This is a genomic window from Allobosea sp. FBZP-16, from assembly GCF_002831785.1.
Lineage (GTDB): Bacteria > Pseudomonadota > Alphaproteobacteria > Rhizobiales > Beijerinckiaceae > Allobosea > Allobosea lupini.
Genome location: NZ_LNCQ01000029.1, coordinates 19,442 through 34,621 on the forward strand (window position 1 = coordinate 19,442; position 15,180 = coordinate 34,621).

A 15,180-nucleotide genomic window follows, 5' to 3' on the forward strand; every position below is an offset into this window, starting at 1 on the left:
CCAGGCGGATGAAATGGATGCCGGCTGCCTTTGCGTCGGCGATTGCTGCAACTGCCACGTATGCGCAGACGCAGCCAGCTGGGAAGGTCGTTCCTGGCACTGGAACCAGTTGCGATGCAGCAAAGGCCTATGTCAACGGTCCGTTGACTGCGCAAATGACTGCACTTGCGAAGGGGAGGGACGCAGGACGAGAAGAGCGTGTCAAGCAAGCGAAGGCTCTATTCGAGAAGGAGATTTCTGAGCTCGACAAGAGCTGGAGTAAATTTGACGATACGAAGAAGAAATATGCGGCTGGGCGGGCCGTGCTTATGGTTATTGCGTTCGTCGCCGGAAAATCCGCTAGGTCTGCCCAATCGGTAGCGGGGGCCACGGAAGCTGAAAAGCAGGTTTTGGAAGGCCTGCAGAAAAAGTCGGATGCACTCTCGACTGCCGTGCTCAAGGCCGGGGTCGGAGAAAAGGTCGATGTCGGTGACCTCGCCGATATCGCGATACCTAGCTATCTCATGCTTGGCTCACCGATCGGCGTCGGCATCGTCACCGTGGCGCTTGCTGCGAAGGGCGCTAGCGACGTGGCTTTGGACGTTGCGGATTACTATTTGGCGAGGGACACTTACACTAAGTCGGTCGATGACCTGCGGAAGCAAATCACTCGGCTTTCCGAAAAATCCACCGATGAGAAGACCGCGCGCCTGAAGCAATTTAAGGACGCCGTCGTCGCTGCTTGTCGATAATCTTGTGTGTCGACCCTATGCAGGTTGAGCCAGTGCTTCAGGGCCCTGCCAATGCGTCATCCCTTCAACGCCTGTGACTAGATGACCGACAATTTTTGGGATTCCGTGGGTGAGCCAGATGAACCGATTCTTCGTATGGGGTGGCATAATGCTGTTGGCCTCTGCATTCCCAGCAGTGGCTGTCGAAAAGAAATACATTGACAAGAAGATGAGATCGGAATCTGTCGAATATAGTATTGGTCTTGCAGCACAACGTGGGGACCTCGGTCATGCTTTTGTCATTTGGAACAAAGGCGACGATGCCGCAAGATTGACAATTCAGCAGGCTGTTGGATTTTATCCGACTGTAGATACAAAAAGTATGAGGCGGTATTTGGATCGAAGCCTGGTAAAATATTCGACGATGCGAGTGAGAAGCCAGATTATGTCTTATATGTCTCGGTGAATTCCGATTCTTATGAACGAGCTCGGCAGGTGTATGATAAATGGTTATCTAGAGGTAATTATCAGCTTGGGTTCAATGATTGTACGACATTTGCGTCCGAGATAGGCGCTGCGCTGAATCTTAAGATGCCGAATAGGCTATTTGCTCCGTACCCCATTGACTATATCAAAGCGGTGGCCTCAGCGAACTGAAATGCTGGGGGATGGGTAAGCGACTGAAATGGGGCCCTTCTTCGAGCGCCTCACCCTCGTGAGAATATGCCCGTTTAGGAGCGGATCCATTGTCGCGCTCCGAAATTACATTATCAGAGCCCCTTGACGAACTGCCCGTCAAGTGCGGCAGCAAAGGCCTCGTAGCGCTTGCCAGCTTTGACGCAAGCGACTTGAGCGGCGGACTCCTCCAGCAATGCTGGCGAATGATCACTGCCAGTAACCCGACGGTGATACCGCCTTCCCGCTCCGACCGGGTCATGCGCCGATCAGGCTGGTCGAGGCGCTTGTCGATGACCGCTGCGTACCATTCGGCAGCGTTAAGCGCTAGGAAAGAGGCCACCGCCGGCTCGGCGATCCGGGCAATGACCGATCGCGCCGCGTGCTTGACAAGCAACGCCATCACGCCCGGGTGAAGATAGATGAAAGACCTGCGCCTTCTTGTTGTGTGCGGTCATTGCGATCACAGCTCCATGCCATCGGCAGTGTTCATGGAACCCGACCAGATTCGGCGAGGCGCCGCGGCCATGCGGCCACGTGCATGCCATGCTGCGTATGCTGTGAATCATGATGCGGCGGCGACTACGCGCGCGCGGGCGCACAGGAGGTCTGTTTGGCTTAGCGGCCGCCGTTTGACGCGAGCTGGTCCAACATCCGGCGCTTGGCAGTTTTCGCAGGTGCTTGATACGACTCGGACGCCCGCCACCGGACCACTGATCAGTAATGCAAAACCGAACAAGACCTCCTCACCTGGATGAACCGACTCTCGTTGAGACAGGCCACAATATGGATGCAGACGACAGGTACTGGACAGGTAGAGATGGCGGACTCGATGTCGATAAGATGGCGGCCCAAGCGTACGCCTCAGAGATCGTTCTTCAGCAGATTTTGCTTCCTATCATCAATAGCCATAAGGCCACGAAAGGGCCAAAACTCGAAGGGCGTATGAACAGCGCGCTTCGAGCATTGCTTGCTGCTGAGACGCCGCCTGGTCGTAGCGTCTCACTAACAGACGAGAAGATCCTATTTCGTGTCGGCCAGAAATTTCACCGCGCGTGGGATCGCAAAAATCAGAACAATTTACAGATCGGTAAATTGTGCAGGGAAGCCCTTGAGGAATTGGATGGTTCTTTTGTCTCGAAGGATGCTGAGGCAAGGAAATCCACTGTGGACCGCCTGAAACAGAAGTTCGAGGATCAACTCGATTTTTATTGTTCCGTTGGTTCCGCGCTCGTCGATTACGATTTTCGCAGCAGGGAAGCGACCGTCGCACGAATTCTGGAGCTTTTTCGCGAGCTCGGACTCGTCAAGGGTGAAAACTGAGCTGATTTCACCCGCGATCACAGCGCCGGACTTGTCCAATTAGGTGGCTTCCTCTGTTCCGGGAGCCATTCGTGGACAAACTTCTCACCATTCAGCAGGCGGCTGACCTCGTCGGCGCAAAACCCTGGCAGGTCCGCCGGGCCGTCAATCGCGGCCTGATTCCCCATTTTGCCCCGTTCAATTCGCGGAAATTCGTCCGTCTTTCGGATGTGCTCGCCGTGATCGAAGCGTCGCGCAAGGGAGGTCAGTCGTGAAGAAAAAAGACATCCCGATCACGGTCCTCGACGAAGATCAGACCTCGCTGCGCCCGCCGGGCGAGCCGGGCTCGCTGATGAATCTGCTGCTCGCGGCGGGCACTCACAAGATCGTCCGGCCACGGGAAGGCGTCGTTCTGGTCGTGCCGGTCGACGCTGAAAACATCGACGAGGCCTTCGTCGTGAGGCGGAGGCGCGGCGATGGCGCTTGATATTCGGGGCGACACCGATGCTGCTATCAAATTCCTTGTGGCCCTCCACCCGGAGGGCCTTTGGCCTCTCGCGGCCATCAAGCCCACCGGCGAGCCTCCGACCGGTCGGGTCTTCGCGCCCCACGAACGCGAGCAGGCTGCCGGCTGGATCGATGCGCTCCAGGGCGTCGCCGGCCTCTATTACAGCGTCAACGAAGTGCGCTCGGACTTCCGCGGCGTGAAGGCGACCAAGGCTGACATCGTTGCTGCCCACTATGCCCATGTTGACATCGACCACATGGACGGCCTTCAGCGCCTGCGTGCCTACAAACTCCCGCCCTCGCTGATCGTCTTCTCCGGCGGCGGCTATCAGGCCTTCTGGAAATTCGCCGAGCCGACGACGGACCTCGACCGCGTCGCGCGCATCAATCGCCAGCTTGCTGCCGATCTCGGCGGCGACAACTGCCACAACATCGACCGGATCATGCGGCTGCCGGGCACGATCAACCTGCCGAACGCAAAGAAGCGCAAGGCCGGCCGGGTGCCGACGCTCGCCTATGTGGTCGAGGGGGTCTGAACCATGCGAACCTATCGACTCGATGAATTCACTGAATTCCGAGAGCCGGGCCCGCTTGTTTCCTCCGCGGCGGCCGTCGCCGCGCCGGATGCGGCTTCCATAGCCCTTGTTAGCATCGATCAGCTCCCCGCCTCGGTTTCGGAGGAAATCCGGCGCCTGATCATGCAAGGCGACGATCTCGATCATCGCATCGGCACGGAAGACGCCCGCTTCCCGTCGCGTAGCGAGGCGGTGTTCTGCGTCGCCTGCGCGCTCGCCCGCGCGGGCTGGGGCGAAGCGATGATCGCCGGGCTCCTGCTGAACCCTGCCTGCGGCATTTCCGAGTCGATCTTGGAAAAGAGCGCGCCTGGGAAATATGCCCTTAAGCAAGCCCGCTCGGCCCTGATCGCCGTCAGCAACGGCTGGCCCGACGTGACGGCGAAGGGCAACCCTCGGCCGACGCTGCGCAACGCTATCGTGGCCTTTCAGCGTCTCGGTGTTCAGGCCTCCGAGGACATCTTCCGGCGCCGGAAGATGGTGCAGGGTCTGAAGCTGGAGGTGTTCCAGGGCGAAATGACCGACGATATCTCGGCGGTGCTCCGCAAGGCCGTGCTCGATGAGTTCGGCTTTGATCCGGGCCGTGAGCACGTCCGCGACGCCCTGCACATGATGGCGCTCGAGAACCGTTTTCACCCGATCCGCGATTACCTGTCGGGGCTGGAATGGGACGGCCGGCTTCGGATGGACACCTTCCTCATCGACTATTTCGGCGCCGAGGACACGCCACTGAACAGGGCGATTTTACTCGGTTATAAACAAGGATCGTCCTGAGCCGGAGTATGAGGCCGCGCAGCAGGCTCGGCGCATGTTCTACTGCCGGCCGATTCATGGCGTCTTGGCTCTTCTGGCGCACTTCGCACGTCAGGGCGACACGGAGGGCCTTGACGCCCTCCTTCGTGAGAAGCTGGGAATCACCAGCTTTCACTCCGCGCTCGCTCACTTCAAGGAGCCGTCGTGGTTCAATCACGCCAACTGGAAAAAGGCCCACTCCGCGGAATTGGCGGCGCCAGGGCGTGGTCGGCGCGCCTATACCGAGCTTGCTGATCAGGCCCGGGATCTCTGGGGCGCCCGAGGTCCGGCCGGCACTTGTGCACGCAAGCTTCTGAATGCAGCGTTTCATCCTTTGGCGCTTACTGGAAAGGTGGTGGACGACTATCGGGACAAGCCGAAGACTGAAGCTCAGCTTGCATGCTTCCTCCGGGACGCCTCGGCGCTCAAGCAGTTTGCCGCGACCTACGCCAACGATCAGGAAGTGTTCGCCGCGCTCGAAGCCGCCGACATCTCGGATCTCTTTCGGGACATGATCGTTTGGGTCACCCGCACGAATGACGCGACCGGCGACGTGAGTTTTGGCGACCTTTCAGACGGCGAGCGCCAGCTGCTAATGGTGCTTGGCCTGATCCGCGTCTCACGTGGCAAGGAAGCGTTGTTTCTGCTCGACGAGCCTGACACCCATTTGAACCCAGCTTGGCAGCTGAACTACCTGGAGCTGATCGCCGACTGGACCGGCGTTGCAGCTGACCGGGACAAATGCCAGATCATTCTCACCTCGCATAATCCGCTCACAATTGCTGCGTTGGAGGCCAAACAGGTCCGCGTCATGTTAGTGAGCGACGATGACGCGGTAACAGTGAAGGCACCCTTTGTTGATCCACGCGGTCTTGGTTTCAGTGGCGTTCTCACCAATATTTTCGGTCTTTCATCATCGCTGGATCGCCCCACGCAAGAATTGATAGACAAACGCAACGAACTTGCGCGCTCAGAGGAACTGTCGCCGGCCATGGCGAGGGAATTTGAGAAGATCAACGCAGAACTTCGACACCTCGGCTTCCTCTATGAAGAGCGCGATCAGCTCTATAGCCAATTCCTTCGGCAATTGGACAATGTGGAGCTAGCCGACGCACCAATCTTGACGCCTGAACAGCTGCGTCAGCGAGAAGAAGAATCACTTGAGATCGTTAAAGAGATTTTGAGGCGAAAATGATTTATGTTCATCGAGATTGGACAAAAGTCTCAAATGAAAAGATCGATTATCTTAAATCACTCGCCGATGAGCTAAAAAAGATTGATGATAAAGCCACTCGTAAGAAATTTATAGACGAGAACAAAGGCGCGTGGTCGACAGTCAGAGAAGAACTCTCACCAATGTCGTATAATAAATGCTGGTATACTGAGTCCAGGGAATGCGTTTCTCGATATCACACTGATCATTATCGGCCGCACGGCCGCGTGAAGCAGGCTGAGAAGATATACTCGGAAGGGTATTGTTGGCTAGCTTTCGATATCGAGAATTACAGAATTGTTGGGATGTTATCAAACACGCAAAATCAAGAATATTCTGACGAGACAGTCGGCAAGGGCGATTGGTTTCCGCTTCAAAATCCTGCTTCCCGAGCAACTTGGGAAAATCGCGATCTAGGGGGTGAGACGCCAGTCCTTCTCGATCCGACCGATCTCGACGACGTCGAGAAGATCCTTTTTAATGACAATGGGGAAGCTGTCCCACGCCCAGAGCTGCCAGACGCTGAACAGGAGCGAGTCCAGGAGGCGATACGGCATCTTGGGATCAATCAAAGTCAGTTAAATGGCTCGCGCCGGGGCAAGTGGCGGGAATGCCTCCGCCGAATCAACAAGTACGACCGCTTCTTTCTAAAGCAGAAGGGGGAGCGAACGGCGGAAGAGAATGAAACGCTGAGGGAAATCACCGAAGAACTCGTTACCATGGCGTTGTCTCAATCTGAATTTAGCGCAGCAATGCGCTGCTGCCTCGAAAGTCGCCGTCTGGGAAAGCTCGTCGTGCGCGATGAACTCCTTCCCCTCAAACTTGAAATGTAGGGCAACCACCCGCTTCATCGGGACTATGACGCGTAGCTGACCGAGACTGCCTACTAATGCGCTGCTAGCGTCACACCGTTCCGACCAATTACACTGCGCGGAACGTTGAGCACGACCATCGTAGCGCGCGCATGTTCACTCGCACCCGCATTTTTTGCGGTGGCACCGGCAGACCGTTATCAAGATTCGGAGGTGGCGGTATGCCAGCACCGCTGAGATACCTTCGGAGCCTAAGCTGTAACCAGAGTGTAACCGCGGTCTTTCGCAGCGCCTCGAAAGCCTTCCGGATCGCCAGGCGCCCAAAAAGCAAAAAGCGCCGGGAAACCCGACGCTTACGTGCCTCTCAAGCCTTGAGATTGTCTGGAGCGGGCGAAGGGATTCGAACCCTCGACCCCAACCTTGGCAAGGTTGTGCTCTACCCCTGAGCTACACCCGCATCCGAGACAGTCGCGCCGTGTTGGCGGCGCGGCCGGTTTATTGCCCAACGGGACGAGAAGCGCAAGCGCCTTATTGCAATTTTCTGATGGTCGCGTGACAGGCCCGCAAAACCGCCGAAGAAACAGTGCCATAGCGCGGGCAAGCGCTGGATGCGCCTTCAGCTCTGTCCCGCCAGCGATATGATGGAAAAGCAGCTGTTATCCTGGGCGAGTCGGGCGCCATCTCGACGCGAGCGATGTCGCGTCGCTCTATGCCGCGCGGGGCGATGCGAAGGGGCATCTGACCTGTTTCACGCCTGGCATCGCTTGCCTGCGCCGGCCGGCGGCCTTAGGCATCGCGCAGCTTCCCTGTCCTGACCGGCCGAGCATGCCCACGCCTCTCACTCCCGACGCTCTCATCGCCAAGCTCGATGAGCTCGGCATCAAGACCGAGCGCATCGACCATGTCGCGGTCTTCACCGTCGCCGAATCGAAGGAACTGCGCGGCAAGGTTCCCGGCCATCACACCAAGAACCTGTTCCTGAAGGACAAGAAGGGCAGGCTCTTCCTGGTCTCGGCGCTGGAGAGCACGCGGATCGACCTGAAGCGGCTGCACGAGCGGCTTGGCGCCAGCGGGCGGCTGTCCTTCGGCTCTGCCGAGCTGCTGATGGAGACGCTCGGGGTGACGCCCGGCTCTGTCACCGCCTTCGCCGTCGTCAACGATCGCGCCGGAGACGTCACCATGGTGCTCGATGCCGCGCTGATGGATGGCGAGCGCCTGAATTTCCATCCTCTGGTCAACACTGCGACGCTCGGCATCTCCAGAGACGATATGCTCGCCTTCCTGCGTGCGGTCGGGCACGAGCCGATGATCATTGACCTTCCGACACCGCCGGATGATGGACAGAACGGCTGAAGCCACCCATCTATGGGGTGGCCCGCCATGCGGGCATCAGGTTTTTTCGATTTCCACGTCGACAGAGTGCTAGGTGAAGGACGAGCCATGCTGGTCAATGGCGATGCGGCCCCGGCAAAGGGGCTGATCAAGGACACGACGACGCAAGGCTTCCGCCAGGACGTCATCGCCGAATCGATGAACCAGCCGGTGCTGGTCGATTTCTGGGCGCCCTGGTGCGGCCCGTGCAAGCAATTGACCCCGGTGATCGAGAAGGTGGTCAACGAGGCCGGCGGCAAGGTCAAGCTGGTCAAGATGAACATCGACGAGCATCCGGCGATCGCAGGCCAGCTCGGCATCCAGTCGATTCCGGCGGTGATCGCCTTCCAGCGCGGCCAGCCGATCGACGGCTTCATGGGCGCGCAGCCGGAGAGCCAGGTGAAAGCCTTCATCGAGAAGCTCGTGGGGCCGATGGGGCCCGGGCCGATCGAGGAGGTTCTGGCGGCTGCGGCGGAGGCTTTGGAGGCGGGCGACGCGGCAGGCGCAAGCGAGCTCTATGCCGAGGTGCTGGCGGCCGAGCCCGAGAACATCACGGCGATCGCCGGCATGGCGCGCCTGCATCTCGACGCCGGCGATATCGAGGGGGCCAAGGGCTTCCTCGCCATGGTGCCGGAGGCGAAGGCGCAGGATCCGGCGGTGGCGGCGGTCCGGGCCGCGGTCGAGCTCGCCGAGCAGGCAGCCTCGCTCGGCGATACCGCCGAGCTCGAGGCCAAGGTCGCGGCCAACCCCAAGGACCATCAGGCCCGCTTCGATCTCGCCTTGGCGCTGAATGCGCGCGACAAGCGCGAGGAGGCGGTCGACCATCTGATCGCGATCATCAAGGCCGACCGCACATGGAACGATGACGGCGCGCGCAAGCAACTGCTGCAATTGTTCGAGGCCTGGGGGCCGATGGACGAGCACAGTGTTGCCGGTCGTCGCAAGCTATCGGTCCTGCTGTTTTCGTGAGGAGAGAGGAGCGCACGCTGATGGGCATGAACGCGGTCTATTCCGGGCCTGAAGACTGCCCGGCGGTGATCCCGCTGTTTCCGCTCGCCGGCGCGCTTCTGCTGCCGCGCGGGCAGATGCCGCTCAACATCTTCGAGCCGCGCTATCTTGCCATGATCGACGATGCGCTGCGCACGCACCGCGTCATCGGCATGATCCAGCCGGAGCCGGACAACGGACGCCAGGCGCAGGTGCCGCCGCTGCTGCAAGTCGGCTGCATCGGCCGGATCACGCAGTTCGCCGAGACGGGCGACGACCGCTACGTCATCACGCTGACCGGCATCTCGCGCTTCCGGCTGGAGGAGGAACTTTCCGTCACCACGCCCTATCGCCAAGGCCGGGTGTCCTATGGCGATTTCGCCGTCGATTTCGAGGCGCGTGCCGGCGAGGACGAGGTCGACCGCACCGGCCTCATCAAGGCACTGCGCAGTTTCGCCAAGGCGAACGAGCTCAAGATCGACTGGAAGGGCGTCAACGAGGCGCCGAACGAGGCGCTGGTCAACGCGCTGTCGATGATGTGTCCGTTCGGGCCGCGCGAGAAGCAGGCGCTGCTTGAGGCCCCGAGCTTGAAGACCCGGGCCGAGGTGCTGGTCGCGATCACCGAGATCGAGTTGGCGCGCGGCGGCTCCGACCCGGACACGACATTGCAGTGAGCGCCGCGTCCCTGCCTGCCGCCAGCGATCAGCCCGCGACCTATCCGCCGCGGCGCTCGGTCGTCGCCTGGATCTTCTTCGACTGGTCGGCGCAGCCCTTCTTCACCCTCGTCACCACCTTTGTCTTTGCGCCCTTCTTCGCCTCGGCCCTGGCGAGCGACCCGGCGGAGGGGCAAGCGCTCTGGGGCTATGCGACGGGCCTTGCCGGGCTCGCCATCGCGCTGCTCTCGCCGCTCCTGGGCGGCATCGCCGACCGCACCGGGCCGCGCAAGCCGTGGATCGCGGTGTTCGGCGCGATGCTGGTCCTGGGCTCAGGCATGCTCTGGTACGCCAAGCCCGGTTCGCCCTGGGCGGTGCCGATCGCGCTCGCCGGCTTCGTCATCGGCACGATCGGCGCCGAGTTCGCTACGACCTTCAACAATGCGATGATGACGCGGCTGGTGCCGCCGGAGCGGCTCGGGCGCCTCTCCGGCACCGGCTGGGCCGTCGGCTATCTCGGTGGCCTGGTCTCGCTGGCGCTGACGCTCGGCTTCCTCGCGGCCGATCCGCAGACCGGCAAGACATTGGCCGGCCTGTCGCCGCTGTTCGGGCTCGATGCCGCCGCTCGCGAGGGCGACCGCTTCTCCGGGCCGCTCACCGCACTCTGGTTCGTGATCTTCGTCACCCCGATGTTCCTGCTCACGCCGGACTCGCCGCGGACCGGCATCCCGCTGAAGGAGGCGGCGGCCGGTGGGTTCTCCCATCTCAAGGCGACGATCGCCGAACTGCCCTCGCTGCCCGGGCTCGGCCGCTTCCTGCTCGCGAACATGATCTACCAGGACGGGCTGGTCGCGCTCTTCGCCTTCGGCGGCATCTATGGCGCCGGCGTCTTCGGCTGGCAGACGATCGAGCTCGGTGTCTTCGGCATCCTGCTCACGGTCACCGGCACGCTCGGTGCCTGGGCCGGCGGCAAGCTCGACGATGCGATCGGCGGCAAAAAGGTGATCCTCGGCGCCATCGCCTGCCTGCTCTTCGCCTGCATCGGCATTCTCTCGCTCGGGCCGGGGCAGGTCGCCTTCGTCATCGAGGCGGCGCCGGCAGTGCCGGGCGACGGGCTTTTCGCCTCGCTGCCGGAGAAGGTCTATCTCGGGCTGGGTCTCCTGATCGGCTTGGTCGCCGGCCCCTTGCAGGCCTCTTCGCGCAGCCTGCTCGCGCGCATCGCGCCACCCGCCCGGATCGGCGAGTTCTTCGGACTGTTCGCACTCGCCGGGAAGGTGACCTCGTTCATGGGGCCGACGCTGGTCGCGCTGGCGACGACCGTTTTTGCGAGCCAACGCGCGGGCCTGGCGGTGCTGATCGGCTTCTTCCTGACAGGTGCGTGGCTGATCGCGGGCGTGAAGGTGAAACGGGGCGGCTGATCCGAGGCGCGAGGAACCCTCTCTTGGAAGGAGAGGGCAGGGTGAGGTGTGGGCGGTTTGACCAGTTCCGCGAGCGCTCACCGCGGCTACGGTGCAGCTAACGATTGCACTCCGAACACCTCACCCCTGCCCCTCTCCTTTCAGGAGAGGGGTTCCGTGTTGCGCCTTACGGCAGCGCCTTCAGATACCTGACCGGCCGGCCCGGGGCGGCGGCGTTCGCCGCGTGCACGATCGCGTTCGCGTCGATGCCGAAATGGCGGTAGAGGTCGGCGACGGTGCCGGTCTGGCCGAAATGCTCGACGCCGAGCGCCTTCTGCCGATGGCCGTGGACGCTGCCGAGCCAGGCCAAAGTCGCCGGATGCCCGTCCAGCACCGAGACGATGCCGCAATCGCGCTGGAGATCGCCAAGCAGGCGCTCGACATGGCTGGTCGCCTCATGGTTGCCGCGCTGGCGCGCCCGCTCGGCCGCCTGCCAGCCGGCATTCAGCCGGTCGGCCGAGGTGATCGCGAGCAGGCCGACATCGCGCCGGTCCTCGGCAAGCAGGCCGATAGCCTCGATCGCCTCGGGCGCGACAGCGCCGGTATAGGCGATGACGACGGAGGCATTCGGGCCGGGCTTCCGCAGCCAGTAGGCGCCGTCGATGATGTCGCGCTCCAGCTCCGGCGTCATGGCGCGCTTGGGCTGCTCGACCTGGCGGGTTGAGAGGCGCAGATAGACCGAGCCGCCGGTCTCGTCGCGCAGCCAGGTGCGCTCGTCCGGATCGCCCTCGCCATCCTTCTGCAGGTATTCGAACGACCAGCGCATCATCACCGCGAGCTCGTCGACGAAGGCCGGCTCGAAGGCGCAAAGCCCGTCCTGGCTCATGCCGATCAATGGCGTCGCGATCGACTGGTGCGCACCGCCCTCGGGCGCCAGCGTGACGCCGGCCGGCGTCGCCACGACCATGAAGCGGGCGTCCTGGTAGCAGGCATAGTTCAGCGCATCGAGCCCGCGCGAGATGAAGGGATCGTAGAGCGTGCCGATCGGGATCAGCCGCTCGCCGAAGATCGAGTGCGACAGGCCGAGCGCCGAGAGGTTGATGAACAGGTTCATCTCCGCAATGCCAAGCTCGATATGCTGGCCCTTCGGCGAGAACTCCCATTTCTGCATCGAGGGAATGCGCTCGTCCTTGAAGGTGTCGGCCATCGAGGCCCGCGCGAACAGGCCACGCCGGTTGACCCAGGGGCCGAGATTGGTCGAGACCGTGACGTCCGGCGCCGTCGTCACGATGCGGTCGGCGAGCGGGCCGCCGAGCTTCGCCAACTCGTCCAGCACCTTGCCGAAGCCCATCTGCGTCGACATCGTCGCCTGGATGCCGGCTTCGAGCTTGGCCGGGACCGGCAGGGCCGGAGCCGAATGGCGCCGGCGGCCTTGGGCGAAGAACGGCACCTTGTCGAGGAAGGCGCGGACCTCCTTCTCGGGCAGCGCCAGCCCCTCGAACATGTCCCATTCATGGCCGGGCCGGACCTTGTTGGCGGCCTTGAAGCCTTCCATCTGCTCCTTGGTCATCAGGCCGGCATGGTTGTCCTTGTGCCCGGCCAGCGGCAGGCCGAAGCCCTTGACCGTATAAGCGAGGAAGCAGACCGGCCGGTCATGCGTGATGCCCTCGAACGCCTCGAGCAGCGAAGGCAGGTCGTGGCCGCCGAGATTGCACATCAGCGCCGAGAGCTCGGCATCGGAGCGCGTCTCGATCAGCCTGGTGACCGGGCCCTGGTCGCCGAGATCGTCCATCAGCCGCTTGCGCCAGGCGGCGCCGCCCTGGAAGGTCAGGGCCGAATAGAGCTGGTTCGGGCAGGAATCGATCCAGGCCTTCAGCCGCTCGCCGCCCTTCTCCTTGAACGCCGCCTGCTGCAGCGAGCCGTATTTCAGCGTGACGACGTCCCAGCCGAAGGCGCGGAACATCTGCTCGATCCGGTCATAGAGGCCCTCGCGGACGACGGCGTCGAGCGACTGGCGGTTATAGTCGATCACCCACCAGGTGTTGCGCACGCCATGCTTCCAGCCCTCCATCAGGGCCTCGAAGATGTTGCCCTCGTCGAGCTCGGCATCGCCGATCAGCGCGACCATGCGGCCCTCGGGCGCGTCCTTGCCCCAGCCATGCGCCTTCACATAATCCTGGACCAGGGAGGAGAAGAGCGTCTGCGCGACACCGAGGCCGACCGAGCCGGTCGAGAAATCGACGTCGTCGATGTCCTTGGTGCGCGAGGGATAGCTCTGCGCGCCCTTGTAGCCGCGGAAGTTCTCGAGCTTCTCCCGCGTCTGCAGGCCCATCAGATAGTTGATGGCGTGGAAAATGGGCGAGGCGTGCGGCTTCACCGCGACCCGGTCCTGCGGCTTCAGCGCGGCCATGTAGAGCGCCGTCATGATCGTCGCCAGCGAGGCCGAGGAGGCCTGGTGGCCGCCGACCTTCATCCCGTCCTCGTTGGCGCGGATGTGGTTGGCGTTGTGGATCGTCCACGAGGCCAGCCAGAGAATCGTCTTCTCAAGCTCGGCGAGGATGGGCAGACGGGGATCGGACATCGCGGTGCTCCTTGGGCCGGGACATCATGCACAATTGCCTTGGGGAAGGCAGCTAAAGACCGCCTCGCCGGCTGACGGAATTGGCGGTTTCCGCTAAGCTGTCATGACGAGGCGAGGGAAAATGCCAGAGTTCAAGCTCGACGAGATCGATCGCCGCATCGTCCAGGCCTTGCAGGTTGACGGTCGCATCAGCGTTCAGGAACTGGCCGGCAAGGTCGGGCTCTCGCCCAGCCCCTGTGCCAGGCGGGTGCGCCTGCTGGAGGAGGCCGGGATCATCGAGGGCTATGTCGCCATCGTGAACCAGGAGAAGCTCGGCCTGCCCGTCTCGGTCTTCGCCTCGATCAAGCTGGAGCGCCAGCGCGAGGAGGAGCTCGACCGCTTCGCCGCGGCGGTGTCGCGCTGGCCCGAGGTCGCCGACTGCTATCTGATGACCGGGCAGCGCGACTATCTCCTGCGCATCATCGTCAGCGATCTCGCCGCTTATGAGCGCTTCCTCAAGGACAAGCTGACAAGGCTCGATAACGTCGCCTCGATCGAATCGAGCTTCGCACTCGGGCGGGTGAAGCGCTCCTATTCGGTGCCGGTGGAGCTGGGGCGGGGCTAGGTGGTTCGCGCGTTTCCGAAGCGTGTCCGGTATTCGCCCGGCGCGACGCCATAACGGCGCAGGAAGGCGCGGCGCAGGCGCTCGTCGTCGCCGAAGCCGGCGCGCACCGCGACCTGCTGGATGCCGATATCCGTTTCTTCCAGCAGATCGCGTGCGAGGTCGAGCCGGACCGCCTCGACCGCCTTGGCAGGGCTGATGCCGGTCTCCTGCGCATAGACCCGGGCGAAATGGCGTGGGCTCATCGCCATCACGCGGGCAAGCTCCGGCACCGAGAGGTCGCCGGCGGCGTGCTCGCGCATATGGGCGTGCAGGGCGTCGAAGCGCCCGGCGGCATCGCGCGACTGGCGCTGCAATTCGCCGCTGAACTGTGCCTGGCCGCCGGGGCGCTTGAGATAGAGCACGAGGTCGCGGGCCAGATCGAGCGCGGTCTTGCGGCCGAGATCCTCCTCGACCATGGCGAGCGCCATGTCGATCCCGGTGGAGACGCCGGCCGAGGTCCAGATCCTTCCATTGCTGACGAAGATTGCGTCCGGCCTGACCGTCGTCGCCGGATGGGCCGTGCTCAGGCGCTCGGTGTATTCCCAATGCGTCGTCGCCTCGCAGCCGTCGAGCAGGCCGGCGGCGGCGAGGATGAAGGCGCCGAGACAGATCGAGCCGAGGCGGCGGACCTTGCCGCTCTGATCGCGCAGGAAGGCGAGCAGCGCCGCCGAGCCGGCAGCGTCCAGCGCCGAGCGCCCGCCTGAGACCAGCAACGTATCGATTGGCCGGGCCGCAGCCTCGGCGAGGCGGATGCTCGGCAGCGGCACGCCGGCATCGGTCTCGACCGGGCCGCCGTCCTCGGAGGTCAGGATGATCTCATAGACCGCGCTGCCGTCGGCGCGTTTCGCGTCGTTGAAGACCTGCAGAGGGCCGGTGACGTCGAGCAGCTTGGTGCGCGGGAAGAGCACGATGACGACGCGGATCGGCGTCGTGAGAGTGGTGGCAGGAAACGAGGTCATCTTGTC

16 protein-coding genes and 1 tRNA gene are annotated in these 15,180 nt (G+C 62.6%); 14 read left to right on the forward strand and 3 right to left on the reverse strand.

Annotated elements, in window-relative coordinates; translation table 11 throughout:
* The first annotated feature begins 17 nt into the window (after window positions 1-17).
* The 9 genes from CXY91_RS14780 (at window position 18) to CXY91_RS30220 (ending at window position 6,604) form a co-directional block, all read left to right on the forward strand.
* Complete coding sequence (locus CXY91_RS14780) at window positions 18-731, forward strand: hypothetical protein (RefSeq protein WP_158673423.1); 714 nt, start codon at window positions 18-20, stop codon at window positions 729-731.
* Window positions 732-840: 109 nt separating this feature from the next.
* Window positions 841-1,176, forward strand: a complete 336-nt coding sequence (locus CXY91_RS30210; protein ID WP_158673424.1) for a hypothetical protein — start codon at window positions 841-843, stop codon at window positions 1,174-1,176.
* A 995-nt stretch (window positions 1,177-2,171) separates the two neighbouring features.
* Window positions 2,172-2,708 carry a hypothetical protein gene (locus CXY91_RS30215; protein WP_158673425.1) on the forward strand — a complete coding sequence of 179 codons (537 nt, stop codon included), beginning with the start codon at window positions 2,172-2,174 and terminating at the stop codon, window positions 2,706-2,708.
* Between the two features lie 71 nt (window positions 2,709-2,779).
* A complete protein-coding gene (locus CXY91_RS14790; protein WP_100962117.1) occupies window positions 2,780-2,962 on the forward strand; it encodes a helix-turn-helix domain-containing protein in 183 nt (60 codons plus the stop codon).
* Window positions 2,959-3,174, forward strand: a complete 216-nt coding sequence (locus tag CXY91_RS14795; RefSeq protein ID WP_100962118.1) for a hypothetical protein — start codon at window positions 2,959-2,961, stop codon at window positions 3,172-3,174. The genes CXY91_RS14790 and CXY91_RS14795 overlap by 4 nt, the downstream gene beginning before the upstream one ends.
* Window positions 3,164-3,730, forward strand: coding sequence for a DNA-primase RepB domain-containing protein (locus tag CXY91_RS14800; RefSeq protein ID WP_100962119.1), 567 nt, complete (start codon window positions 3,164-3,166; stop codon window positions 3,728-3,730). The genes CXY91_RS14795 and CXY91_RS14800 overlap by 11 nt, the downstream gene beginning before the upstream one ends.
* A gap of 3 nt (window positions 3,731-3,733) precedes the next feature.
* Complete coding sequence (locus CXY91_RS14805) at window positions 3,734-4,540, forward strand: virulence-associated E family protein (protein ID WP_100962120.1); 807 nt, start codon at window positions 3,734-3,736, stop codon at window positions 4,538-4,540.
* Window positions 4,541-4,574: 34 nt separating this feature from the next.
* Entirely contained in the window at window positions 4,575-5,753 is a 1,179-nt protein-coding gene (locus CXY91_RS14810) for an AAA family ATPase (protein ID WP_100962121.1), read from the forward strand.
* On the forward strand, window positions 5,750-6,604 hold the full coding sequence (locus CXY91_RS30220; protein WP_158673426.1) for a hypothetical protein: 855 nt from the start codon (window positions 5,750-5,752) through the stop codon (window positions 6,602-6,604). The genes CXY91_RS14810 and CXY91_RS30220 overlap by 4 nt, the downstream gene beginning before the upstream one ends.
* Window positions 6,605-6,965: 361 nt before the next feature.
* Here CXY91_RS30220 and CXY91_RS14820 read toward each other — a convergent pair.
* Window positions 6,966-7,040, reverse strand: a tRNA-Gly gene (locus CXY91_RS14820).
* Between the two features lie 368 nt (window positions 7,041-7,408).
* Here CXY91_RS14820 and CXY91_RS14825 point away from each other — a divergent pair.
* From CXY91_RS14825 to CXY91_RS14840, 4 genes are all read left to right on the forward strand, one after another.
* Window positions 7,409-7,936 (forward strand): prolyl-tRNA synthetase associated domain-containing protein, encoded by a 528-nt coding sequence (locus tag CXY91_RS14825; RefSeq protein ID WP_100962123.1) that lies wholly within the window; start codon window positions 7,409-7,411, stop codon window positions 7,934-7,936.
* 87 nt (window positions 7,937-8,023) lie between these two features.
* Window positions 8,024-8,923, forward strand: coding sequence for a thioredoxin (gene trxA / locus CXY91_RS14830; RefSeq protein ID WP_100962124.1), 900 nt, complete (start codon window positions 8,024-8,026; stop codon window positions 8,921-8,923).
* Between the two features lie 20 nt (window positions 8,924-8,943).
* The gene (locus CXY91_RS14835; RefSeq protein ID WP_091842429.1) at window positions 8,944-9,615 is read left to right on the forward strand and encodes an LON peptidase substrate-binding domain-containing protein; all 672 of its coding nucleotides are present in this window, start codon (window positions 8,944-8,946) and stop codon (window positions 9,613-9,615) included.
* Window positions 9,606-11,012 carry an MFS transporter gene (locus CXY91_RS14840; protein WP_100962125.1) on the forward strand — a complete coding sequence of 469 codons (1,407 nt, stop codon included), beginning with the start codon at window positions 9,606-9,608 and terminating at the stop codon, window positions 11,010-11,012. The genes CXY91_RS14835 and CXY91_RS14840 overlap by 10 nt, the downstream gene beginning before the upstream one ends.
* Before the next feature lie 166 nt (window positions 11,013-11,178).
* On the opposite strand, the gene CXY91_RS14845 is transcribed toward CXY91_RS14840, so the two are convergent.
* Window positions 11,179-13,572, reverse strand: coding sequence for a transketolase-like TK C-terminal-containing protein (locus CXY91_RS14845; RefSeq protein ID WP_100962126.1), 2,394 nt, complete (start codon window positions 13,570-13,572; stop codon window positions 11,179-11,181).
* A 121-nt stretch (window positions 13,573-13,693) separates the two neighbouring features.
* Here CXY91_RS14845 and CXY91_RS14850 point away from each other — a divergent pair, with 121 nt between their 5' ends.
* Window positions 13,694-14,176: an Lrp/AsnC family transcriptional regulator gene (locus CXY91_RS14850; protein ID WP_100962127.1), complete on the forward strand. Its 483-nt coding sequence runs from the start codon at window positions 13,694-13,696 to the stop codon at window positions 14,174-14,176.
* Here CXY91_RS14850 and CXY91_RS14855 read toward each other — a convergent pair.
* Window positions 14,173-15,174 (reverse strand): GlxA family transcriptional regulator, encoded by a 1,002-nt coding sequence (locus CXY91_RS14855; protein ID WP_100962128.1) that lies wholly within the window; start codon window positions 15,172-15,174, stop codon window positions 14,173-14,175. The two genes, CXY91_RS14850 and CXY91_RS14855, sit on opposite strands and share 4 nt — an antisense overlap.
* Between the last annotated feature and the right edge of the window lie 6 nt (window positions 15,175-15,180).

Coding starts and splice junctions, on each gene's coding strand:
- CXY91_RS14850 (WP_100962127.1), top strand. CDS start 13,694: ATGCCAGAGTTCAAGCTCGACGAGATCGATCGCCGCATCGTCCAGGCC.
- CXY91_RS14825 (WP_100962123.1), top strand. CDS start 7,409: ATGCCCACGCCTCTCACTCCCGACGCTCTCATCGCCAAGCTCGATGAG.
- CXY91_RS14800 (WP_100962119.1), top strand. CDS start 3,164: ATGGCGCTTGATATTCGGGGCGACACCGATGCTGCTATCAAATTCCTT.
- CXY91_RS30215 (WP_158673425.1), top strand. CDS start 2,172: ATGGATGCAGACGACAGGTACTGGACAGGTAGAGATGGCGGACTCGAT.
- trxA (WP_100962124.1), top strand. CDS start 8,024: ATGCTGGTCAATGGCGATGCGGCCCCGGCAAAGGGGCTGATCAAGGAC.
- CXY91_RS30220 (WP_158673426.1), top strand. CDS start 5,750: ATGATTTATGTTCATCGAGATTGGACAAAAGTCTCAAATGAAAAGATC.
- CXY91_RS14805 (WP_100962120.1), top strand. CDS start 3,734: ATGCGAACCTATCGACTCGATGAATTCACTGAATTCCGAGAGCCGGGC.
- CXY91_RS14810 (WP_100962121.1), top strand. CDS start 4,575: ATGTTCTACTGCCGGCCGATTCATGGCGTCTTGGCTCTTCTGGCGCAC.
- CXY91_RS14845 (WP_100962126.1), bottom strand. CDS start 13,572: ATGTCCGATCCCCGTCTGCCCATCCTCGCCGAGCTTGAGAAGACGATT.
- CXY91_RS14780 (WP_158673423.1), top strand. CDS start 18: ATGCCGGCTGCCTTTGCGTCGGCGATTGCTGCAACTGCCACGTATGCG.
- CXY91_RS14835 (WP_091842429.1), top strand. CDS start 8,944: ATGGGCATGAACGCGGTCTATTCCGGGCCTGAAGACTGCCCGGCGGTG.
- CXY91_RS14855 (WP_100962128.1), bottom strand. CDS start 15,174: ATGACCTCGTTTCCTGCCACCACTCTCACGACGCCGATCCGCGTCGTC.